The organism is Bradyrhizobium erythrophlei (assembly GCF_900129425.1).
GTDB lineage: Bacteria > Pseudomonadota > Alphaproteobacteria > Rhizobiales > Xanthobacteraceae > Bradyrhizobium > Bradyrhizobium erythrophlei_C.
In genome coordinates this window covers 6,724,031-6,746,177 of the sequence record NZ_LT670817.1, presented here as the reverse complement: position 1 = coordinate 6,746,177, position 22,147 = coordinate 6,724,031, and the positions used below count along the sequence as shown (strand labels likewise).

Below are 22,147 nucleotides of genomic sequence, written 5' to 3'. Positions count from 1 at the left end.
TCAGTTGTTTGCCGGGGGTATGACCGCATCCACACTGGGGGTGAACAAATAGCCGCCGGAGCGCACCGTCTTGATCATGGTAGCGTCCTGCGGATCGGTTTCGATCTTGCGCCGGATGCGGCTGACCAGCACGTCGATGCTGCGCTCGAATGAGCCGGCGTTGCGCCCCTGGGTGAGGTCGAGCAGGCTGTCGCGCGACAGCACGCGGCCCGGCCGCTCGCAAAAGGTTCGCAGCAGGTCGAATTCGGCGCTGGTCATCGCGACCCGCGCGCCCGCCGGATCGCGCAATTCGCGCAGCCTGAAATCGATCCGCCAGCCCAGAAAGGTCAGCGCAGTGGCGCCATTGCTGGTGCTGACGTTCTGCGCGGCGGCCTGGCGGCGCAGCACCGCGTTGATCCGGGCCAGCAATTCGCGCGGATTGAACGGCTTGGCCAGGTAGTCGTCGGCGCCCATTTCAAGTCCGAGAATCCGATCGATATCCTCGCCGCGCGCGGTGAGCATGATGATCGGAATTTGCGATTCCGCGCGGACCTTGCGGCACAGGCTGAGGCCGTCTTCACCCGGCAGCATCACATCGAGGATCAGAAGATCGACGCGATGGTCGGCCATCGCCCGCACCATCTCGCGTCCGTCGTTCGCCGTCGTCACGTTGCAGGCGTTGGTGCGCAGGTATTTTGCAATCAGCGTCCGCGTCTCGCGGTCGTCTTCGACGACAAGGATGTTCGGCGATGCGATGGCCATGCGCACCTATTGTCGCAGATTCGGGGAAACCGGCGAAGGATTTTTGTTTCGCAATATGTCCGGCGTCAGCTTCGCAACACGAGGCAACATGCTGGCGCGGCAATGAAAAGGCCTCGTTAAGATCATTAATCCTAAAGATCGGGGGTAAGCCAAGAATCATCCTCGGAGTCCCCCATGACCTCAATCTCCGCGACCTCCAGCAATCCTTATTTGTCGCCGCTCCAGCTACTGCAGAACCAGCTGCAGAGCGAAGTAAACTCGGGCACCGTCTCCTCGTCCGATCAGGGCGCGCTGTCCTCGGCGCTGACCGACATCAACGCCTCGCTGCAGAGCGGCAGCAGTGCGAGCGGTACAACCGCCGCCACGAACTCTTCACCCGGTGATCTGAAATCGAAGATCGACACCCTGATTCAGGGCGAAGTGTCCAGCGGCAACCTGACCAGCCAGCAGGCCACCGAGCTGCAGGGCGTGTTCCAGACCGCTTTCGCCAATGGCCCCGACGGCGCCGGCGCTTCGGGTAGCGCCGGCAGTGCCGGCGCTTCAACAGCTGCTGTGGCTCCGCCGGTTGCCGCTGCGCCAGGTGGTGCCGGTGGACCGGCCGGCGCCGGCGGCGCCCACCATGGCCATGGTGGGCACGGTGGCCACGGCGGTTCGTCTTCAGCCGGCAGTTCGTCTTCAGCCGGCAGTTCGTCGTCGACCGGCAGCACGAGCTCCGCCAACACCATTCTTCAGCAATTCCTCCAATCGCTTCAGGACTCTCAGTCGAGCGCCACGTCGACGACCTACGGCGCGACCGGTGCCTCCGGCACCGGCAGCAATTCCTTCTCGTCGCTTCTGATCAACTATCAGATCTGAGTTGAGGCCGGCGCGCGGCAATCATTCTTCCCAAATGGGAAGGGGAATGGGTGCTGTGGCCGACGCGACCCCGGACGTCGGCGATTCCTGGTCGGCGGGCGGACGCGCGGGCCGGGCATCCTGAATCGCGCTTCCACACGCCGGCCCGGTTTTGTTGGAACCGGGCTACGGCTGACACGTTGATTCGGCTTCATCGACCCAAAAGGGGAGGATGAGATGACCGACGTCATGGCCAAACCGCACCAGTTGATCGCGAGCGACCGGGTCGAAGGCACTGCAGTGCGACGGCCGAACGGCGACCGGATCGGCCATATCGAACGGCTGATGATCGACAAGGTCACCGGCAAGGTGTCCTACGCGATCCTCAGTTTCGGCGGGTTCCTCGGCATGGGCACCAACCTGCTGCCGCTGCCGTGGGCGCGTCTGACCTACAACACCAGGTTCGAGGCCTATCAGCTCGACATCGACGACGAGGAACTCAGGCACGCGCCGTCGTTTCGCGCCGACAAGGATTTCGACTGGGGCGATCGTTCGCAGGAAGCGGAGTTGCATCGCTACTACGGAATCCCGCCGTACTGGGGCGGCTTCTGATCGCGCCTTGAGACTCGTTCCGCACACCATTTCAGTTTGCGCGCCGTACCAAATCATCACCCGTTGCGCCTGTTGAAAATGCAGGCCGGCCATGGGAACGGCGGACGCGGTGGCGTGTTCTCTCCTGACAATCCAACCTCGAGGAGAAACCATATGCTTGTGAAATACATAACGGCCGGTTTGGCCGCGTCCACTTTGCTTGCGACCGTTGCATTTGCGCAAACGCCGATGACCAACGCGGGCAGCAACACCACGTCGACCGCCGCGATGTCCGATCAGTCGTTCCAGGGCGACTGGCGTGCATCGAAGCTTGTCGGTCTCAACGTCTACAACGACAACAATGAAAACGTTGGTTCGATCAATGACCTCCTGACCGACAAGAACGGGAGCATCAAGGCTGTCGTGATCGGTGTTGGCGGTTTCCTTGGCGTCGGTGAGCATCTTGTCGCCGTAGCCTTCGACAAGATCAAATTTGTCGATCAGCCGGTCTCTTCCACGACGGCTTCGAGCACGTCGACCACCCGCCCGGCGTCGAGCACGACCACGGGGGCCGCGACCACCAGCACCGCGCCGGCCTCGACGAAGTCCAACCCGTGGTATCCGGACCACGCGGTCTTCAACGCGACCAAGGATCTGCTCAAGGCGATGCCCGAGTTCAAATATTCGACGTAACGTCACGCCGGATCGAGTTGGTCAAAAACAGAAGCGCGCCCGGTTTTGCCGGGCGCGTTTTTGTTTTGCGCCGGACCTCATCCTGAGGAGCGCGCTTTGCGCGCGTCTCGAAGGATGGGAAGAGGCATCGGGGCCTCATGGTTCGAGACGCGCATGAAGCGCTCCTCACCATGAGGAATGCCTAAAGCGCTTTCCATTTCTAATGCTTCATCCTTCGAGCGGCATCGCTTTGCGATGCTCTTCACTCCCCTCCCTCCACGCGCCCTTGCGCGTGGTGGGGAGGGGTCGGGGGTGGGGGGTAGTGCGGCAATCACCCATGCAGCCGTTCCGGCCGATAGACCCCCCACCCCCGACCCCTAAGAGCGAGCTTCGCTCGTCTCGACCCCGCCGCTTTGCGGGGGGAGGGGAGAAGAAAAGTGTGCTGGCCCATGTGAGATAGAAAGCGCGCTAGTCCCCTCAATTCGCCTTGACCAGCGGGCAGCCGCCCTTGTCGAGCGGACGGAAGGCTTCGTCGCCGGGCACGGTGGCGATCAGCTTGTAGAGATCCCACTCGCCCTTGGACTCTTCCGGCTTCTTCACCTCGAACAGATACATGTCGTGGACCATGCGGCCGTCGATGCGGATCTTGCCGTTCTTGGCGAAAAAGTCGTTGACCGGCGTCGCCCGCATCTGCGCCATCACCTTCGGCGCCTCGTCGGTGCCGATGGCTTCGATCGCCTTCAAATAATGCATCGTCGCCGAGTAGAGGCCGGCCTGAATCATGGTCGGCATATGGCCGACCTTCTCGTTGAAGCGTTTCGAGAAGGCGCGGGTCTCGTCATTCATGTCCCAGTAGAACGCGTCGGTCACGATCAGCCCCTGGGTCGCCTTGATGCCGAGCGAATGCGTGTCGGTGATCTCCTGCAACAGCGCGATCATCTTCTGGCCGCCCTGGGTGATGCCGAATTCGGCGGCCTGCTTGAGCGCATTGGTGGTGTCGCCGCCGGCGTTGGCGAGCGCCACGACCTTGGCCTTGGAGGCCTGCGCCTGCAGCAGGAAGGACGAGAAGTCGGAGGAGTTCAGGGGATGGCGAACGTCGCCCAGCACCTTGCCGCCGCTCTCCTTGACGACGTTGGCGGCATCGCGTTCGAGCGCCATGCCGAAAGCGTAGTCGGCGGTGACGAAGAACCAGGTGTCCTCGCCGCGCTTGACCATCGCCTTGCCGGCGACGTTGGAGAGCGCGTAGGTATCGTAGGTCCAGTGCACCGTGTTGGGCGAGCACTGCGTGCCGGTGATGTCGGAGCTGCCGCCGCCGGAATTGATGTTGATCTTGTTCTTCTCGCGGGTCAGCGCGGAAACCGGCAATGCAACCGAGGAGGTCGGCACGTCGAAGATCGCATCGACTTTCTCGTTGTCATACCAGTTGCGCGCGATGCCGACGCCGACGTCGGGCTTGTTCTGGTGGTCGGCGGAGATCACCTCGACGGGCTTGCCCTTCACCTTGCCGCCGTAATCGGCGACCGCCATCTGGACCGCGGCCACCGAGCCCTTACCGGTGGCGTCGGCATAGAGGCTGGACATGTCGGTCAGGACGCCGATCTTGACGACATCGTCGGAAATCTGCGCGTTCGCCGCGCCGCCGGACACGGCGAAAGCAATGACGGTCGCGGCCACAGCTGCAACTGACTTCATGGTTCCGTTCTCCCTGAGTTTTTGTTGGTCTGAAGCCTCTGTTCTAGCCGCCTTCGGCGGGGCCCGCAAAGCCGACTTTTGAGCAGGTGGGGCGTTGCAAAGCTTCCGGAATGCGCCTTTCGGCGACGACGTCACGATGTTAGGCTCACGGGCGGCAGGAGCACCTGCGTCCTGCCCGATAGCAAACGGGAGGTCGACATGGCTGAGAGCGTCTACAAAGTCATCGAGTTGATCGGTACCAGCAAGGATTCCTGGGAGAAGGCGGCCAAGGCGGCAGTCGACAGGGCCGGAAAGTCCCTTCGGGAACTTCGCGTCGCAGAAGTCGTCAAGCTCGATTTGCAGTTGGACGCCAAGGGCGAGATCGAAGCCTATCGCGCCAAGCTCAACGTCTCGTTCAAATTCGAAGACTGACGAAGAGGGCTCACGAAAAAGTACACTTGCCGTCATCCCTGCTGTAACGGCGGAGCCGTTGCGCAGGGATAACGCGTGTTTGCCTTTGCCTACAATCCCGGCAGCGCCGTCAGGTAAATATTGATCGCGCCGTCGGCTTCCGCGATCACGCGCAGCGTTTTTGAATCGAAGGCGATGTCCGCGAGCCTAAGGCTGTTGATATCGGCCGCCACCCGCACGCCGTCCTCGTTCTTCTGAAAATCCGCGACTGCCGCGGCGATCTTTTTCTGCGCGTTGGTCGCGAACGGCCTGAGGTCGATGGTGGCCTTGTCGGCCAGCGCCTTTTGCAGATGCGGCATCACCGCGCGCGCCGCGGCTCCCAGCAGCCCGAACGCGGCTTCGGATTCGACCGCGAGTTGGATGTCGGTCAGTCGCAGCGTCTGCTGGGCCTGATCGAGCACGGGCCTGCCCCAGATATGCACGGTGGCTTCGCCGCCGAAGCCGAAGAAGCTCTTTTTTTCCTTGGCGTTGACCAGTAGCGAAATCAGCAGCCGGTCGCCCGAGGCCGCGACGGAAGCATGCTTGACGGTGACGTCGACCGGGCCCGAACCGTCCTCGGGAAACGTCCGCCCCGCGAACTGCGCCTCGACGATCTTGCTGATGTCGGTAAACGGCATGTCGATCGGCACGCCGATGCTGACGCCTCCCGGGGTCGGCGGAACGATCGAGATCTTCGCGGGAAATGGGCAATCGGGCTTGGTCTGCGTCGATGTGATGCGGGTCTCGGCCTCGACGCCGAGCGTCAGCGTGACCGCGGAAGCATCGACCCGCGGCTGGGCCGCGATCGCGCGGGTCGGCCGCAACTCCAGCCAGAGCGCCGGCACCGTCGACGCGGCGCCGGTGCCTTGCAGCGGAATCGAGCGGCAGGCCCTGGCCCATTGTGTCCGCGCATTCTGTTCGAAGGCCGGATTGCTGTGGATCTGTGCATCCACCGCGTTGATCTGATCGGCGATGGTCTTGTCGATCAGCGGCTTGACCTGGGCCGGGACGTCGATGCGGGCGCCCGCCAGCGAAAGGTTGGTATCGCCGAGCGTGACCTGTCCGGCCAGATTCGGTTCGATACGCCAGGCGGCGGCGAGTTTGGGCCGCGAGGTAATGACGACGTTGCCCTTGATCTCGGCGCTGGCGTTGAGCGCCTTGATGTTCACGCTGCCGATCTGCTTGGCGACATTGCCGCCGAGCAGGCTGCCGAGCGCGTCACCGACCGCGCCGGTCGCTTTCGACGACAGCGATCCCGTCACATCCAGCTTTCCCGTCAGCGGCGTTGCCAGCGACAACAGGTCCTGGGCGCCGGTCGCCGTGATCGGCCCGCGCGAGGCGGTCCAGCCGATGTCGGCATTCTGCAGAATCTGCGACACCGGATTGTCGGCTTTGCCGGCGAAGGTGCGCGGCGCGCCGCGTTCGGCGGCGTCGCGAATCGCCGGAAGCGCGATCGCGACCTGGGCGATGATGCTGGAAATACGCGGCGCAGACGGCAGCGGCGGCAATTCGACCAGCACCGGGGCCGGAACCGAGCCGCGTGGCGACAGCCAGTCCATGGCCTTCAGGCTGATAAAAAACGAGACCGCGACCACCGCGATCGCGAGCAGAATCGTCTTGAGGCTCACCGCCAAACGCATCGTCCCCCCGTATTGGTTGCACCGGAGAGTTTACAGGGCAGGTTCCGGCGGCGCCAGAGTGGCGGAGGGTGGTACACCCCAATCACTAATACGCGACAACACGACGCAAGGTGCTCGCACGGACGCAAACCGGTTCGAATTGTTGCCGGCCGGAAACAAAAAATGGCGCGCGGCGAGCGCACCATTTTTCGTCTGATATTCTTCGGCGGCGCTAGTCGATCGGGCCCGCATTGTCGGCGCGGCGGTCCATCGGCAGCACGATCACCCTGGTGCCGACGTTGACCCGCGAATAGAGATCGGAGACGTCTTCGTTGGTGAGGCGGATGCAGCCCGACGAGATGTGGGTGCCGATGGTTTCCGGGGCGTTGGTGCCGTGAATGCGATACACCGTGCCGCCGAGATACATCGCCCGCGCGCCGAGCGGATTGCCGGGGCCGCCGGCCATGTGGCGCGGCAGATAGGGCTGGCGCGCGATCATCTCCGGGGGCGGGGTCCAGTCCGGCCATTCGGCCTTTTTAGTAACCGACTGCACGCCCGACCAGGTGAAGCCATCGCGGCCGACGCCGATGCCGTAGCGGATCGCGTGGCCGCCGCCGAGCACATAATAGAGATAGGTGTTGGGCGTATCGATGATGACGGTGCCGGGCGCCTCGCGGGTGGCATAGCTGACGATCTGGCGCCTCAGCCGTGCCGGCAGCTTGACCACCGCACCTTGGTCTTGTGACGGTGCGATTTGGGCCGGCGGCGGCGCCGATTGCGGCGCGGGCACCATGATGAACGGAAACAGCGGCAGCGGCGTGGCCGTGGCGGAGCCGCAAAACGCGATCGCGCCAATCGCCAGCGCGCCGAACGCGGCACCGACACGACGGCAATTCAGTTTGCGGGAATTCAGCTTCAATACGCCCGAATTGAGCATGGCACGTCCCTGTTTGATGTTGCCGCGCTCGTTCGGCGCGTCGTTAACGTGACCACTACCGGGCGAGGGTTTCAGGACGTTTGCGCCAAAGTGGCAAAGTGGTTTCGTCGGGGCGGAGAAATGTTTCAGGACGATGTCGCCGGCACGAAATTTTTTGCCGGCGGGCGTGAAAAACGACCATTACGCATCGATGACGTCACACGGTTGAAATATCCATGGCCGAACGTCTCGACTTGAGAATCAGCAAGCTCCTGGGTCCCCGTTCATGCGGATTTTGATAGCAACCGACGCTTGGCTTCCGCAGGTGAACGGCGTGGTTCGTACCCTGACCTCGCTGGCCCGCAGCGCTTCGGCGCTGGGAGCGGAGGTAAGCTTTTTAACCCCGGACGGGTTTCCGTCGCTGGCTGTCCCGACCTATCCGGGCTTGCGAGTGGCGTTACCGAACCGGCGCGAGATTGCCGCGCGGGTAGAGGCGGCCTCGCCGGACGCCATTCATATCGCGACCGAGGGGCCGATCGGATGGGCGGTGCGCGCCTATTGCCGCCGCCGCAAATTGGCGTTCACGACTTCCTATACGACCCGCTTTCCGGAATATATCGCGGTGCGCTCGATCGTGCCGGCGACGCTGAGCTACGCGGTGCTGCGACACTTTCATGCCGCCGCCGCCATGACGATGGTCGCCACCTCCTCGCTTCGGCAGGAACTCGGCGCCAGAGGTTTCAAGAAGCTCGGCAGCTGGACCCGAGGGGTCGACACCGATCTGTTCCGGCCCGACGATGCCGCCGAGCTCGATCTGCCCCGACCCATTTTCATGACCATGGGGCGCGTCGCGGTTGAAAAAAACCTTGAGGCATTTCTCGCGCTGAACCTGCCGGGATCCAAGGTCGTGATCGGGGACGGACCGCAGAAGGCCGAGTTGCAGCGCCGCTATCCGAAAGCCCGGTTTCTGGGCGAAAAAACCGGCGCGGACCTGACCTCCCATCTGGCGGCGGCCGACGTCTTTGTTTTTCCGAGCCTGACCGACACCTTCGGCGTCGTTCAGCTCGAAGCGCTGGCGTGCGGCACGCCCGTCGCCGCCTTTCCGGTGACCGGCCCGCTGGACGTGATCGCGGATCACCCCGTTGGCGCCTTGGACGCCGACCTGCGCAGCGCCTGCATCCGCGCGCTCGGCGTCTCCCGCGAAACCTGTCGGAGCTTTGCGCTGGAGCGTTCCTGGGAAAACAGCGCGAGGCAGTTCATCGGTAATCTGACGGCGTTGCAGCCGAGCCGTTCGCTGCAACCGGCCCGCCGCGTGGCGAGCCAAAGCGCGGTGCGCGGCTGAATGGATCGAGCATCAAAGAGATAATCCACGGGTCTGATACGGCGAATCTGAAACAGACCGCAAACAACGAGCAAGAGTGACTCATGACAGAAATCGCAAAACTCGCCGGCACGGCGCAACTGGACTTCGACCGCGAGACGGTCGAACAGGCCTATGACCGCTGGGCGCCGGTTTACGATCTGGTGTTTGGCGGCGTGTTCAGCAAAGGCCGCAAGGCGGCCATTCAGGCCACCAACAAAATTGGCGGCCGCGTGCTCGAGGTTGGCGTCGGCACGGGAATCTCGCTGCCGCAATACGCACCGCATCTGCGCATCTTCGGCACCGATATTTCGGAAGCGATGCTGAGCAAGGCAAAGCAACGTGTCACCGATCTGCGCCTGAAGAACGTCGAGGGCCTGGCGGTGATGGATGCGGAGAAACTCGAATTTCCCGACAATTCATTCGACGTGGTGATGGCGCAATATGTCGTGACCGCCGTGCCGAATCCGGAAGCGGCGCTTGACGAGTTTGCCCGCGTGCTGCGGCCCGGCGGTGAACTGATCATCCTGACCCGGGTCAGCGCGGATGCCGGGATGCGCCGCTTCATCGAGCAGCGCTTGCAGCCGGTGGTGCGCCCGCTCGGCTTCCGGACCGCCGAATTCGCCTGGTCGCGCTATGCGAAATGGCTGGCGGGCGCGCATGGCATGGAATTGGTCGAGCGCCGTCTGGTGCCGCCGCTCGGCCATTTCTCGCTGGTCCGTATCCGAAAAGCCGTCATGGCGGTTGCCGCCTGACCGAGGCGGCGGAAGTTGCCGCATCCAAGATATCGCGTGATGTCATGTGACATTTTGATGATGTCACATCGCCTACATCGAATCGCTGTACACCGAATCAACCTATTTTGGGGGAGAGCATGATCAAGAACTTCCGCGAGCAGTTGCGCATCCAGCGTTGGGATGATCACCGCTACTATCATCACAGCCGGATCAACCAGAGCCTGCACTTCGTCAGCGCGGTCAGCTTCATGGTCGGCTATGCCATGATGTTCTTCGACCCGGTGGCATCCGCGCTGATCGGCTGGCTGGTCTCGATGACCTCACGCCAGGCGGGGCATTTCTTCTTCGAGCCCAGGGGATACGACCACATCAATCAGGCGACCCACGAGCACAAGGAAGATATCAAGGTCGGATACAATTTGCGGCGCAAGGTCGTGCTGATGTCGATCTGGGCGGCCTCTCCGCTGGTGTTGTACTTTGATCCGACGCTGTTCGGGCTGTTTTCCCCCTGGGTCTCGCCGGCCGATTTCATGCGCCAGGTCGCCAAGATATGGCTGGCGGTGGGCGTCGGCGGCCTGTTGTTCCGCACCGTGCATCTGTTCTTCATCCGCGACGTCGAAACCGGCCTGGTCTGGATGACCAAGATCCTGACCGATCCGTTCAACGACTTCAAACTCTATCACAAGGCGCCGCTGTATCTGCTGAAGGGCGAACTGATCGATCCCGGTCACGACCTCGTCGAGCACGGGCTGGAAGAGCAGCACGCCTGAGCGTCTAGAGCGGGATGAGATCAGGTTGATGCGCAGCGACAATCGACTCCCTCTTCCCGCTTGCGGGGAGAGGGTTGGGGTGAGGGGGACTGTCCACGCATTCGCACTCGCGGATAGTCCCCCTCACCCGAAGCCTTCGGCTTCGACCTCTCCCCGCAAGCGGGGCGAGGTGATCCAACGCACGCGCCGAGCCCGGCCGTGACGGAAAACAAAAGATCCCATCTCGCAGTTTTACTTCGGCCGTCTCCGCGTGATCATCTCTTTCAGGATCTGCCGCCGGATCTTCTTGTTGGTGAGGGAAGGCCCGTGCCACCACCAGCCGTCCTGCTTCATCTTTTCCGCCGCCGCCACGAAGCGCTTTGTGACTTCCGCAAAATCCATGTCCGTGTAATTGAGGCTGAAGATCAGGCGGCCGGTCCCGACCCAGCTCAGCGCCAGTCCTTCGGCCCGCAAATAATATTGCAGCATCCAGTTGTAACGCGACGGCTCCGTATAGTGCACCATCCAGATCGACGACAGGTTGGTGACCCGCACCGGCAGATCCTGCGTGGCGAGCGTGTCGTTCAGCCGTTGCGCGCGTCCGTTCCAGGTTTCATCGAGCCCCTCATAAACCGAACGGAAATTGGCGCTGGCGAGGCGGCTGAGAAATTCATCCATCGCCGTCATGACGTAAGGGTGCGAATTGAAGGTGCCGCGGGCGAAGCAGACGTCGACCGGGCGGTCCTCGCGGAAGCGGTGCATCAAGTCCTTGCGCCCGCAGACCGCGCCCACGGGAAGGCCGCCGGCGAGGCTCTTGCCGTAGGTCACCATGTCGGCGCGGACGCCGAAATATTCCTGGGCGCCGCCGGCGGCGAGGCGGAAGCCGACAAAGACCTCGTCGAAGATCAAAACGATACCGCGCTCGGTGCAGACCTCACGCAGCGATTTCAGCCACGCGCTGTAGGCGGCGCGATCGAAATTGCCGCTGCGCGAGCTGTCGGCCAGCGCGGAATCGGCCGGCGCATTGCCGTTGGGGTGAAGCGCCTGCAACGGATTGACCAGCACGCAGGCGATATCGCGGCGGGTCCTGAGCACGTGCAGCGTCCGTTGCGACATCTCGGCCAGGGTATAGGTTTCGTGCGGCGAAATCGGATTGCCGACGCCGGGCTGCACGTCGCCCCACCAGCCGTGATAGGCGCCGGCAAAACGCACCAGATGCGATTTTCCGGTGTGATAGCGGGCGAGCCGAACCGCCTGCATGACAGCTTCGGTGCCGGACATGTGGAACGAGACTTCGTCCAGTCCGGAAATTTCGCACAGCCGCGTGACGTTGTCGGCAATGGCGGGATGATAGGGCCCGAGCACCGGGCCGAGCGCGTGCGCCCGCGCCTCGGCGCTGGCGATGCATTCCTTGTAGAAGTCGTTGCCGAAAATGTTGACGCCGTAGGAGCCGGTCAGGTCGTAGGCCACGTTGCCGTCAAGGTCGGTGACCGTGACGCCTTCCGAGGACTCCACGAAGGCGCTGGTGCCGAGATGCTCCCGCACCAGCCGGCTGTACTGGAACGGCACCCGGTAGTTCTCGGTGAATTGAAGGTCGGAGATCTTTTCGGAGACCTGCCGCGTCAGCTCGCGGCCCTTGGCGAAACGGTCTTTGTAGATACCCGCCAGCCGGAAGAAGCCGTCCTGGCGCTGGGTCGCGACCGCCGCGGGCGCGCCGTCGGAGCGGAAGAAATCGTTGATGTCGAATTCATAGAACGGGATCAGCCGCGCCACCCGGCGCGACATTTTGGAATGTCCGGTCAGCGAGCGGTGCTTGGCCCGCGACAGGTCCAGGCGCGCCCGCAATTTCGGAAAGACGGCCGCGGTGCCGATGACCGCTGCGCCGGCGATAGACAGAATCGGAAGAGGCGAATCCATGCCATCAAGCGCTATCCAATCCCGCTGACAGATTCATGACAATCAAAAGCCTCATCGCGGTCCTGACGCAACAGGAAGACCTTAATTTTCTCCTGACCAACCGCATTCCGCGGGCGGCGCTGACACGGTTCGTGGGCTGGTTCAGCAAGATCGAACAACCCCTTATCCGCGACCTCTCGATCGCCTGCTGGCGGCTGTTTTCCGATTTAGATCTCACCGAAGCGCGCGAGACGCGTTTCAAAAGCCTGCACGACTGCTTTACGCGCGAGCTCAAGCCCGGCCTGCGGCCGCCCGATCCCGATCCGTCGATCGTGGTCAGCCCCTGCGATGCCATCGTCGGCGCCCACGGCGCGATTGCCGATACCGAGCTGTTTCAGATCAAGGGCGCGCCCTATTCGCTGCTCGACCTGCTCGGCGACCCCGCGCTGGTCGACGCCCACCGCAATGGACGGTTCATCACGTTGCGGCTGACCTCGAGCATGTATCACCGCTTTCACGCCCCGCAGGATTGCCGGATCGAGCGGGTCGATTTCATCAGCGGCGATACCTGGAACGTTAATCCGATCGCGCTGAAGCGGGTCGAAAAACTGTTTTGCAAGAACGAGCGCGCGGTGATCAGGACCCGGCTGGCAAGCGGAGAGAGCCTGACCCTGGTGCCGGTCGCAGCGATACTCGTGGCCAGCATCCGGCTGCATTTTCTGGATATCATGCTCAACGCCGCAAGCCGAGGACCGACGGTATTCCCTTGCGATGTAGCCGTCCGCAAGGGCGACGAACTCGGCTGGTTCGAGCACGGTTCGACCATCATCGTGCTGACGCCGGATCATTTCGAGTTCTGCGACAACGTGCTGGAATCGGCGCGGATTTTGGCCGGCCAACCCCTGATGCGAAAACCCGCTTGATTGACGGGCCCCGCGGCGCGGGCCTTCCGAATGATGGCCGCCTTTGTGAAGCTAACTTTCGTGTCAGAAACTGTCGCGTTTTTCATTTGAAATCATTGGATAATTTGGCTCTCCTGACCGTCTGCTTCTTGCGACGATGTCCGTCGCTGCGATTCAACACGGAGTAATCGGGATGAACAACAAGGCTCTTAGTTGCCTGATCGCGGTTGCGCTCGGTACGACGCTTGCTTTGGCGCCACCGGCGTTCGCGCGCGGGGGTGGTGGTGGCGGTGGCGGCCATGGTGGTGGCGGCGGTGGCGGTGGGGGCCATGGTGGTGGGATGGGAGGAGGTATGGGAGGCGGCATGCATGGTGGTGGGATGGGAGGAGGCGGGCATTTCGGCGGCATGGGAGGAGGAGCGCATTTCGGCGGCATGGGAGGAGGAGCGCATTTCGGCGCCATGGGCGGCGGCATGCGCTTCGGAGGCACGGGGGGAGGCGCGCGCTTTGCAGGCACGGGCGTAGGCACGCGCTTCGGCGGCATGGCAGGAGGGGCGCGCTTCGGCGGCGACCGTTTCGCGAGTACGCGTTTTGCGCATGCTGCCTTCGCGCCTCAGTTTTCAAGGGGCGCGTTTCGAGGCCGGGACGGCTTCCGTCATCGCGCGGGCTTCCGTCACCGCTTCAATCGCTTTGGGTTCTTTGGCGGCGGCTTCTACGGCGACTACTACGGCGACTACGGCGACTGCTGGACCCAGGCGTGGACGCCATATGGACCGCAGTGGGTCAATGCCTGCGGCTACTACGGCTACTAGCGCTGCTGAAGCGCATCGCGGTCGATCCGGCCGGTTGTCGGAGCGACAGCCGGCGCGTGGGTGGTTGTCCCGGCCCCCATCGCGTCGGCGCGCTCGCAAGCGAGGAGCCGGAAGCCGGACATCGTAACCAGGACCTTTTTCGGCGAAGCGCAATCTGGTTCGACTGGGCGACCACTGCGCGCATGGTACGAGCCTGTTCACGCAACCTTTAGATTACCTATGAGTTGGTTTTTGACATATGTGCTGAAGTGAATTCGGCATTTGGTCAGTCGGAGACGAAGACCATGACGGGAGGTCACCGCCGCATTCTCGTGGTTGAGGACGACCCGGAAACCGCCGGTCAGCTCGTGGAGTCGCTCACGGCCGGTGGTTATCAGGTGGATTTGGCCGCCAACGGCAACGAGGCGCTGAGCCGCGGCGCCGCCGGCGACTATGCCCTGATCACGATCGACCGCATGCTTCCGGACATCGATGGCCTCGCGGTCATGCGTCAGTTGCGCGACGACGGCGTCGCCGCGCCCGTCCTGATCATCAGTGCACTGGGAGAAGTCGACGACCGGGTGCGCGGCTTGCGTGCCGGCGGCGATGACTACTTGGTCAAACCTTTTTCTTTCGTCGAACTGTTGGCGCGCGTCGAGGCGCTGGGCCGACGCAGTGACACAGTTGTCAAAGAGACCATCTTGCACGTCGGCGATCTCGCGGTCGACCTGGTGTCACGGAGCGTCAGCCGACGCGGCAGGAACATTGTTCTTTTTCGTCGGGAATTCCAGCTACTTGAGTATTTGGTTCGCAACGAAGGCCGCGTTGTATCCCGGGCAATGCTGTTGCAGCACGTCTGGGATCTTCATTTCGATCCCTCGACAAATATTATCGACGTCTATGTCAGTCGCGTGCGTCGCAAAGTCGACGGCCAGCAGGCCTATCCGTTGATCCATACTGTTCGCGGTATCGGGTATTGTCTCCGTGCTCCTGGCTAAGACCTTAAGGTCATCGACTTTCAAGCTGGCGCTGATCGCGATCGGGACCTTCGGCGTGATCGTGTCGGCCATTTTCAGCTACGTCTACCTGTCCGCCTCCTCTTATGTGCGCAGCCGGTCGGATCGCGCAATCATGACCGAGTATTCGAGCCTGCAAGGCGCTTACGAGCGATCGGGACGCGATGGGCTGATCGCCTTGATTCAGCAACGCATTGCCGACAGGAGTTTTGCGGACAACGTGTATCTCCTCGTCGATCCTTCATCGCACCCTTTGAGCGGCAACCTCAAGATATGGCCACCGGTGGCCTCGGCAGCCTGGGGATGGATAGAGTTTCGCGCGCCGGAACCATCGCCCGGCGCAACAAGCCGGCCGCTGCTGCGGGCAATGCTCGAAACATTTCCGAGCGGCGATCGTCTGCTGGTGGGAAGGAATATCAGCGATCTCGACAGCCTTACCGGTCAGATCAAGACGGCCGTGATCTCGGGAGTTGCATTGATCTTCGTGCTTGCGGGGGTCGCCAGCATCCTGGTGACGCGCCGGACGGTGGGGCGGATCGAATCGATCAACGCTACCAGCCAGGCCATCATGCTCAGTGGTCTCGACAAGCGTATTCCGCTCCGCGGCAGCAACGACGAATGGGATCGCGTTGCGGAGAACCTCAACCTGATGCTGGACCGCATCGAAAGGTTGATGGGGGAGGTCAAGCAAGTTAGCGACAATGTTGCACACGACTTGCGGACGCCGCTGACGCGAATGCGCGGACGGCTGGAGAAGGCCTATCACGGTCAGCGCAATGGCGAGGTCGATCAATTGCTGATCGGCGACACGATCGCCGACCTCGATGCCGTCTTGCGGATATTCTCGTCAATCACGCGGATTGCGCAAATCGAGACGCAGGCGCGAAAGGGCGCGTTCCGCATCGTGAATCTGGTCGAAATCGCCAATGAGGTTGCCGAACTGTACGATGCCGCGGCCGAACAGGACGGCACCCGTCTCAGCGTTGTCGGCGATGGCGAGGTGCTGGTGACCGGCGATCGTGATCTGATCTTCGATGCCATCGCCAATCTCGTGGACAATGCGATCAAGCACGGCCGCGCCGGAGGGCAAGTTGTCGTTGCGAACGAAAACATCGATGGCAGGCCGGTCATTTCGATCGCCGATGACGGGCCCGGAATTCCCGCCGACGAACACGAACATGTTTTAAAGCGTTTTTACCGGCTCGAGCGCAGCCGCTACACGCCGGGAAACGGTCTCGGGCTCAGTCTGGTCGCTGCCGTCGCCCGTCTTCACGGTGCGCGGATGGAAATGCTGGATAACTCGCCCGGTCTCAAGCTCAGGCTCTGGTTTTCAGCGCCAGCGGGCTAAAGCGAGATGAGAAGAGATGAGGTTAGGTTAAACTGCGACGCAGCGAAGATTTTTTTACCTCTCCCATAGGGAGAGGTCGGCGCGTAGCGCCGGGTGAGGGGCTGCGGTCTATCGTTGATGCAGCGCCTCACCCGATTTGCTGCGCAAATCGACCTCTCCCCGCTGGGGAGAGGTGAAGGGCACCGATTCAAATTAAAACCATCTTGCTCTGGTCGCGCATTGCCGCCCGCGCGCGTCGCGAGGGCTCTGCGGCGTTGCGGGCGGCCCTTTGTTTTGTGCCTCAGCGCCTTTCCTTCGGCGGTTTTCCCTTCGGCGCGGCCGGCCGCCGTTGTTGCAGCGCGGGCCTGTTTTGCAATCCGGGCTGACGCACGCCGGGTGCATTAGGCTGACGCTGCAGGCCCGGCGGTTGCGGTGGCTGTCCCGGCCGGTTCGGCAGTCCCGGCTGCCGCGGCGAACCGGGCTGACGCGCCGGGTTCGCCGGATTATTTCTGCCGGGATTTTGCAGGCGTTGAATGCGCCGCTGGGTGACGATCTGGCGGCCGACGCTTTGCGCGGCGTGCACCTGGCGCACGATGCCCTGATCGCGCAGCGCCTGCTGTGGCGAGATCATGAGCGGCGCCGCGGTAAACCGCCCGCCGGCGCCGGGCCGGATGGTAAAACCGCTGGCGCCCTGGGTGAGAAAACCGAGCCGCGCGCCGGCGCGATCGTTGACCTCGATCCGGCCGACATGGCCGTCCGGATCGGGATAGAGCTTGATCGCGACGTTGTTCGGATTGGTGGCGGCGGCGCCTTCCGGTACCTCCACCAGGCCGGTGGTGCCGCGAATGCCCAGCGTCGCTGTCGGCGTCGAGATTTTCATGTCTCCGGTCTTGGCGACGGCGGCGGCGACGAAGGCCACCGTACCCTTGGCGACATCGAACAGCGCGCCATTCTGTTTGCCGCCTTCCTCATACACATAATTGTCGACCGCAATCCGGGCGTTGGCGGTGAGGTTGAACGTGGTGGCGTCGTAGAAGGTGACGCCGAGCGTCGAATTGGCCGAGGTCTGCAGCACGTCATTTGCGAAAATGTCGTCCTGGAGGTTGAGCGGCGTCGAAGCCTTGTTGCGGGTGACGGTGGCGCTGCCGGTCAGCGTCGCGACGTTGCCGATCGGCTCGTCGGCGGCGGGCTGCGCCGGCGAGGGAGCGGTTGCCGGCGCAGGTGCTTGTGCAGGCTGGTTTTGCGCGAGTTTGACCGCACCGGAGATCGCATCGACGGAGGCCTGCGCGCGCGTGGCTTGTCTCGCCGAAGGCATCGCAAAGGCGTTCACCGCGCCGGCCAGCATCAGGCAGATCAGAAGCCAGGCCGCGAATGAAAACCGGTGCCACGTCACGCGTGAACCTGATCAGGAAATGGAAACGAAGACGACCGTCGGGCGATTGGGGGGCCAGGCGGCTGAACGGCGGCTGAACATTGCGCGCGAGAGGGGGAGTCCACAATCGAAAAATAAACGTAAAACGTGCGGCGTCGCTTTTCTGCAACTTCACGCCGGCTGGTTGAGTCCTGAAAATGTTGCCGATATGCCGCAACGGCACCAGATTTGGCCGCCGCATCGCGTGACGGCCTTCACCCCCGGACATTCGCCGTTAAGGTGCATTGTCAGCGCCTCGGGCGGGGCCGCTGCGAAGTGGGTGCGGGGGCATTGCGTTGCGTCAAGTCGAATCGACCAGACTGACTTCGTCATGTCCTGACGTTGCCCGAAAGTGCGTCCGCGATCGCCTCGCGGCTTCACGGTTCGCCGTGATCGGCCTTTTCGGCGCCGCGGCGTTCGTGCCATCGGCCGCCTTTGCCGGTTGCTCGCCCGCCACCGGCGACAACGTCACGGTGGCCTGCAGCGGCGCCACCCTGGACCAGGGACCCGGAATCAACACGGGATATGGCGACGGTACGCAGAACGGGCTCACGATTAACGTGGTGGCGGGGCCGCCGCCTGCGTCGGTGACCGGCACCAGCATCGGCATCGACGTTGGCGACAACAACACCATCAACAATTTCGGCACCATCACGACCGCGGGCAACGGCGCAATCGGCGACGTCTGGGGTATCAACGCCGGCGGCAATCTGACGGTGGTCAATTCCGGGACCATCGGCAGGCTCGACATTCCCGACAACCTTTTTGACTCCGCCGGGATCAACAGCGGAGATGGGCTTTCGGTAACCAACAAAGCCGGCGCGACCATCCAGGGCGTCGTCGGCATCCAGGGCGTCGGCACCGGCACAGTGGTGAATTCGGGACTGATTACCGGGCTGACCGGGGGCGGCGGCGGCGAAGGTATCGATTTCGCCGCCAACAACACCAGCATGGTGACGGTGACCAACAACGCCGGCGGCACGATCACCGGCGACGCCTTCGGCATCAACGCCAACAGCGCCGTGGTCTACAATTACGGCACGATCTCGGCGCCGACATCAGGCAATAGCGGCACCGGCCTCAATGCCAATACGCTCGTCCTGACGAACTACTCTACCGGCTTGATCACCGGCGACGGCTTCGGCGTTTCGGGCTCGCAGACCCCGAACCTCACTATCACTAATTTCGGCACGATTTCGGCGACCGGCCTTTTCGGTATCGGCGTCCAGGGCAATGTGGTCAACATCACGAACTCCGGAACCATCTCGGCTGCGTCGGGCGGCGGCGGGTTCGAAGCGGTCTCGATGACCAGCGGCAGCGTCACCAACAACGCCGGCGGACTGATTACGTCGGACGCCATTGCGATAATGGCGTCCGGTAACACCTCGATCTTCAACGCCGGCACCATCACCGGCAGCGGTGGCACTGCGATCCTCTTCTTCAGCGGCGGCAACACGCTGACGCTCGCGCCCGGCAGCGTCATCACCGGCACCGCGCAGGGGTTTGGCGCGGACACCTTCCAGCTCGGCGGCACAGGTGCAGACGCCTTCGATGTCAACCTGTTCGCCTCGCAATTCTCGGGCTATTCGACCTTCAACAAGATCGGCGCCTCGACCTGGACGCTGACCGGCGCCACCGCCGCGGTGACGCCGTGGACGATCAACCAGGGCACGCTGGCGATTTCTTCGGACGGCGGTCTCGGCGCGGCGTCGGGCGCGCTCACCTTCACCGGCGGCACGCTGGAAACGATGGCGACTTTCTCGCTCACGCACGCCATCAACCTTGGCGTCGCCGGCGGCACGATTTCCACCGACGCCAGCACGACGCTGACGGCGACGGGGACGATCACCGGCGCCAACGGCGCGCTCACCAAAACCGGTGCCGGTACTCTGCTGCTGAGCGGCAACAACACCTATGGCGGCGGCACCACGATCTCCGCCGGCACGCTGCAGCTTGGCGTCGACTCGGTCTTCAACGTGGTGGGGCAACCCAGTTCCGGGATAGTCTCCTCGGCAATCGGCAAGGGCACTTTGACCTTCGACGGCGGCACGCTGCAGTCCCTGCCGTTGAGCGAGCGCGCGATCGCCAACGCCATCCAGATCACCGCCAATGGCGGCACCATCGATTCCGGCAGCGGTTTTTTCCGCATCACCGGCGACATCACGGACGCGCCGGGATCAAGCGGAGGCAAGCTGACGTTCGAGAGCATCGCCGGCGCCGGATTGAGAGAGGTGGCGCTGTCCGGCAACGACACCTATTCCGGCATCACCTACATCGACTCGGGAACCGTGATCGCCAATTCGACCACCGCGCTGTCGCTCAATTCCGCCTTCGAGGTCAATACCGGCGCGACGCTCACGCTCAGCAGCTTCAGCAATTCGATCGCATCGCTGGCTGACGGCAATGCCGGCGGCGGCGTCGTGCAGAACGCCAGCGCTTCCGGTACCGCGACGCTGACCATCACCGGCGCCAGCGGCGCGACGACCTCGTTCTCGGGCGTGCTGCGGGACGGAACCGGCGGCGAAGGCGGCGCCGGCGGCCCGGTGCTCGCCATCGTCAAGGACGGCCCCGGCACGCAGATCCTCGCCGGCATCAACCACTATACCGGCACGACGACCGTCAATGGCGGCGTGCTCGAGGTCGACGGCTCGATCGCGCCTTCCAGTCTGACCACGGTGAACGCCGGCGCCACGCTCACCGGCAGCGGCACCGTCGGCAATACGGCGATCACGGGCGGCACGCTGGCGCCCGGCAGTACAGGCGGCAGCATCTTCGGCCCGCTGGCCGTGCAGGGTAACCTCTCGTTCACGGCGGCCTCGACCTACATGATCCAGGTCTCGCCGGCGAACGCCGGACGCACCAATGTCACGGGCACCGCGGCGCTGGGCGGCGCGACGGTGAATGCGGTCTTCCTTCCCGGCAGCTATGTCAGCAAGCAGTACACCATCGTCAATGCGACCGGCGGCCTCGGCGGCAGTACTTTCAATCCGACTGTCGTCTCCAACATGTCGAATCTGCAATCGAGCCTGAGCTATGACGGCAATGACGCCTATCTGAACGTCAGGCTGAATTTCACGCCGCCGAGCGGCAACCTCAACGTCAACCAGCAGAACGTCGCCAACGCGCTGACCGGCTTCTTCAACCGCACTGGCGGCATTCCCGCAGCGTTTGCGGCGCTCGGTCCCGCAGGCCTGACGCAGGCCTCCGGCGAGGTCGCGACCGGTTCGCAGCAGACCACCTTCGACGCGATGAACCTGTTCATGGGCCTGCTCACCGATCCCTTCATCGCCGGACGCGGCGACGGCGCGACCGGCGGCGCGGGAGCGACGCCGTTCGCCGAAGCCGACGATGGAGCAAACGCTTACGCCGCGAACGGCAAGGCACGTTCGAAGAGCGAGCGCGATGCCTATGCCGCGGTCTATACGAAGGCTCCGCCCGTCGCCGATCCGTTCGCGCAGCGCTGGAGCGTGTGGGCGGCGGGCTATGGCGGGTCGCAGACCACCGACGGCAATGCCGCGCTGGGCTCGAACACCGCGACCAGCCGCATCGCAGGTACGGCCGTCGGCGCCGACTATCGCTTCTCGCCGTTTACGCTGGCGGGTTTTGCGCTGGCCGGCGGCGCTACCAATTTTTCGCTCGCCAACGGATTGGGCAGCGGCCGCTCCGACCTGTTCCAGGCCGGCGCGTTCGTGCACCACACCGTTGGGCCCGCCTACATCTCGGCGGCGCTGGCCTATGGCTGGCAGGACATCACCACCGACCGCACCGTGACGATTGCCGGCGCGGATCAACTCCGTGCGCAGTTCAACGCCAACGCCTATTCGGGCCGCCTCGAAGGTGGCTATCGTTTTGTCACGCCGTGGATGGGCGGCGTCGGCCTCACGCCCTACGCCGCGGGCCAGTTCACCACCTTCGATCTGCCGGCCTATGCCGAGCAGGCGCTGTCGGGGACGAATACCTTTGCGCTGGCCTACAATTCCCAGAGCGTCACCGACACCCGCAGCGAACTCGGGCTTCGCACCGACAAGTCCTATGCCCTGCAGGACGGCATCTTCACCCTGCGCGGCCGCTTCGCCTGGGCGCATGATTACAACCCCGACCGCAATATCGCGGCCACGTTCCAGACGCTGCCCGGTGCTTCCTTCGTCGTCAACGGCGCGGCGGAGGCACATGATTCCGCGCTGACCACCGCTTCGGCCGAGATGAAATGGACCAACGGCTGGTCCGCCGCCGCCACCTTCGAGGGCGAATTCTCCGAGGTGACGCAGTCTTACGCCGGCAAGGGCGTGGTGCGCTACGCGTGGTGAGGCAGGGGGTTGCGCGTCGCCGTATCGCAAGAAAATGCCCGGGGCCGGAATGGTCCAACCGCCGGGCGCTGCAAGATCTGGGTTGCTGAGCGCTAGATCACGCCGAGCACTATCGCGCCGACGAAAGCAAACGCCACATACGCGGCAACAACGCTCAG

The 22,147-nt window shown here is 63.4% G+C and carries 18 protein-coding genes; 12 read left to right on the top strand and 6 right to left on the bottom strand.

Features of this window, described 5'->3' with window-relative positions:
• Complete coding sequence (locus B5527_RS32120; RefSeq protein ID WP_079605078.1) at positions 1-741, bottom strand: response regulator; 741 nt, start codon at positions 739-741, stop codon at positions 1-3.
• A gap of 174 nt (positions 742-915) precedes the next feature.
• Between B5527_RS32120 and B5527_RS32115 the strand changes: the two genes are divergently transcribed.
• From B5527_RS32115 to B5527_RS32105, 3 genes are all read left to right on the top strand, one after another.
• Complete coding sequence (locus B5527_RS32115) at positions 916-1,596, top strand: hypothetical protein (RefSeq protein WP_079605077.1); 681 nt, start codon at positions 916-918, stop codon at positions 1,594-1,596.
• Between the two features lie 216 nt (positions 1,597-1,812).
• Entirely contained in the window at positions 1,813-2,187 is a 375-nt protein-coding gene (locus tag B5527_RS32110; RefSeq protein ID WP_079605076.1) for a PRC-barrel domain-containing protein, read from the top strand.
• Positions 2,188-2,340: 153 nt separating this feature from the next.
• Positions 2,341-2,859, top strand: coding sequence for a PRC-barrel domain-containing protein (locus B5527_RS32105; RefSeq protein WP_079605075.1), 519 nt, complete (start codon positions 2,341-2,343; stop codon positions 2,857-2,859).
• Between the two features lie 456 nt (positions 2,860-3,315).
• On the opposite strand, the gene B5527_RS32100 is transcribed toward B5527_RS32105, so the two are convergent.
• The gene (locus B5527_RS32100; protein WP_079605074.1) at positions 3,316-4,530 is read right to left on the bottom strand and encodes an ABC transporter substrate-binding protein; all 1,215 of its coding nucleotides are present in this window, start codon (positions 4,528-4,530) and stop codon (positions 3,316-3,318) included.
• Positions 4,531-4,728: 198 nt separating this feature from the next.
• Between B5527_RS32100 and B5527_RS32095 the strand changes: the two genes are divergently transcribed.
• The gene (locus B5527_RS32095; RefSeq protein ID WP_079605073.1) at positions 4,729-4,941 is read left to right on the top strand and encodes a dodecin family protein; all 213 of its coding nucleotides are present in this window, start codon (positions 4,729-4,731) and stop codon (positions 4,939-4,941) included.
• An 89-nt stretch (positions 4,942-5,030) separates the two neighbouring features.
• Here the strand turns inward: B5527_RS32095 and B5527_RS32090 are convergent, their stop codons facing one another.
• Together B5527_RS32090 and B5527_RS32085 are read right to left on the bottom strand one after the other, a co-directional pair.
• A complete protein-coding gene (locus B5527_RS32090; protein ID WP_079605072.1) occupies positions 5,031-6,599 on the bottom strand; it encodes a DUF4403 family protein in 1,569 nt (522 codons plus the stop codon).
• 211 nt (positions 6,600-6,810) lie between these two features.
• Positions 6,811-7,515, bottom strand: coding sequence for a L,D-transpeptidase (locus tag B5527_RS32085; RefSeq protein ID WP_079605071.1), 705 nt, complete (start codon positions 7,513-7,515; stop codon positions 6,811-6,813).
• 265 nt (positions 7,516-7,780) lie between these two features.
• Between B5527_RS32085 and B5527_RS32080 the strand changes: the two genes are divergently transcribed.
• The 3 genes from B5527_RS32080 (at position 7,781) to B5527_RS32070 (ending at position 10,361) form a co-directional block, all read left to right on the top strand.
• Positions 7,781-8,836 (top strand): glycosyltransferase family 4 protein, encoded by a 1,056-nt coding sequence (locus B5527_RS32080; RefSeq protein WP_079605070.1) that lies wholly within the window; start codon positions 7,781-7,783, stop codon positions 8,834-8,836.
• An 83-nt stretch (positions 8,837-8,919) separates the two neighbouring features.
• Positions 8,920-9,609 (top strand): class I SAM-dependent methyltransferase, encoded by a 690-nt coding sequence (locus tag B5527_RS32075; protein ID WP_079605069.1) that lies wholly within the window; start codon positions 8,920-8,922, stop codon positions 9,607-9,609.
• Positions 9,610-9,728: 119 nt separating this feature from the next.
• Positions 9,729-10,361, top strand: a complete 633-nt coding sequence (locus B5527_RS32070; RefSeq protein ID WP_079605068.1) for a hypothetical protein — start codon at positions 9,729-9,731, stop codon at positions 10,359-10,361.
• 231 nt (positions 10,362-10,592) lie between these two features.
• Here B5527_RS32070 and B5527_RS32065 read toward each other — a convergent pair whose 3' ends face one another.
• Positions 10,593-12,257 carry an aminotransferase class III-fold pyridoxal phosphate-dependent enzyme gene (locus tag B5527_RS32065; RefSeq protein WP_079605067.1) on the bottom strand — a complete coding sequence of 555 codons (1,665 nt, stop codon included), beginning with the start codon at positions 12,255-12,257 and terminating at the stop codon, positions 10,593-10,595.
• Positions 12,258-12,292: 35 nt separating this feature from the next.
• On the opposite strand from B5527_RS32065, the gene asd reads away from it, so the two are divergent.
• The 4 genes from asd (at position 12,293) to B5527_RS32045 (ending at position 16,292) form a co-directional block, all read left to right on the top strand.
• Positions 12,293-13,159 carry an archaetidylserine decarboxylase gene (gene asd / locus B5527_RS32060; RefSeq protein WP_079605066.1) on the top strand — a complete coding sequence of 289 codons (867 nt, stop codon included), beginning with the start codon at positions 12,293-12,295 and terminating at the stop codon, positions 13,157-13,159.
• Positions 13,160-13,331: 172 nt separating this feature from the next.
• The gene (locus tag B5527_RS32055) at positions 13,332-13,949 is read left to right on the top strand and encodes a hypothetical protein (RefSeq protein WP_079607674.1); all 618 of its coding nucleotides are present in this window, start codon (positions 13,332-13,334) and stop codon (positions 13,947-13,949) included.
• A 284-nt stretch (positions 13,950-14,233) separates the two neighbouring features.
• The gene (locus tag B5527_RS32050; protein WP_079607672.1) at positions 14,234-14,926 is read left to right on the top strand and encodes a response regulator transcription factor; all 693 of its coding nucleotides are present in this window, start codon (positions 14,234-14,236) and stop codon (positions 14,924-14,926) included.
• Positions 14,913-16,292, top strand: a complete 1,380-nt coding sequence (locus B5527_RS32045) for a sensor histidine kinase (protein ID WP_245332351.1) — start codon at positions 14,913-14,915, stop codon at positions 16,290-16,292. The genes B5527_RS32050 and B5527_RS32045 overlap by 14 nt, the downstream gene beginning before the upstream one ends.
• Positions 16,293-16,572: 280 nt before the next feature.
• Here the strand turns inward: B5527_RS32045 and B5527_RS32040 are convergent, their stop codons facing one another.
• Positions 16,573-17,664, bottom strand: a complete 1,092-nt coding sequence (locus B5527_RS32040) for a FecR domain-containing protein (protein WP_245332350.1) — start codon at positions 17,662-17,664, stop codon at positions 16,573-16,575.
• A 407-nt stretch (positions 17,665-18,071) separates the two neighbouring features.
• On the opposite strand from B5527_RS32040, the gene B5527_RS32035 reads away from it, so the two are divergent.
• The gene (locus B5527_RS32035; protein ID WP_079605065.1) at positions 18,072-21,989 is read left to right on the top strand and encodes an autotransporter outer membrane beta-barrel domain-containing protein; all 3,918 of its coding nucleotides are present in this window, start codon (positions 18,072-18,074) and stop codon (positions 21,987-21,989) included.
• Positions 21,990-22,147: the final 158 nt, after the last annotated feature.

Bases quoted from the DNA above. Each gene is read 5' to 3' on its own strand.
- asd (WP_079605066.1), top strand. From the start codon at position 12,293: ATGACAATCAAAAGCCTCATCGCGGTCCTGACGCAACAGGAAGACCTT.
- B5527_RS32065 (WP_079605067.1), bottom strand. From the start codon at position 12,257: ATGGATTCGCCTCTTCCGATTCTGTCTATCGCCGGCGCAGCGGTCATC.
- B5527_RS32095 (WP_079605073.1), top strand. From the start codon at position 4,729: ATGGCTGAGAGCGTCTACAAAGTCATCGAGTTGATCGGTACCAGCAAG.
- B5527_RS32090 (WP_079605072.1), bottom strand. From the start codon at position 6,599: ATGCGTTTGGCGGTGAGCCTCAAGACGATTCTGCTCGCGATCGCGGTG.
- B5527_RS32055 (WP_079607674.1), top strand. From the start codon at position 13,332: ATGAACAACAAGGCTCTTAGTTGCCTGATCGCGGTTGCGCTCGGTACG.
- B5527_RS32115 (WP_079605077.1), top strand. From the start codon at position 916: ATGACCTCAATCTCCGCGACCTCCAGCAATCCTTATTTGTCGCCGCTC.
- B5527_RS32075 (WP_079605069.1), top strand. From the start codon at position 8,920: ATGACAGAAATCGCAAAACTCGCCGGCACGGCGCAACTGGACTTCGAC.
- B5527_RS32110 (WP_079605076.1), top strand. From the start codon at position 1,813: ATGACCGACGTCATGGCCAAACCGCACCAGTTGATCGCGAGCGACCGG.
- B5527_RS32120 (WP_079605078.1), bottom strand. From the start codon at position 741: ATGGCCATCGCATCGCCGAACATCCTTGTCGTCGAAGACGACCGCGAG.
- B5527_RS32050 (WP_079607672.1), top strand. From the start codon at position 14,234: ATGACGGGAGGTCACCGCCGCATTCTCGTGGTTGAGGACGACCCGGAA.
- B5527_RS32070 (WP_079605068.1), top strand. From the start codon at position 9,729: ATGATCAAGAACTTCCGCGAGCAGTTGCGCATCCAGCGTTGGGATGAT.
- B5527_RS32080 (WP_079605070.1), top strand. From the start codon at position 7,781: ATGCGGATTTTGATAGCAACCGACGCTTGGCTTCCGCAGGTGAACGGC.
- B5527_RS32105 (WP_079605075.1), top strand. From the start codon at position 2,341: ATGCTTGTGAAATACATAACGGCCGGTTTGGCCGCGTCCACTTTGCTT.
- B5527_RS32100 (WP_079605074.1), bottom strand. From the start codon at position 4,530: ATGAAGTCAGTTGCAGCTGTGGCCGCGACCGTCATTGCTTTCGCCGTG.
- B5527_RS32085 (WP_079605071.1), bottom strand. From the start codon at position 7,515: ATGCTCAATTCGGGCGTATTGAAGCTGAATTCCCGCAAACTGAATTGC.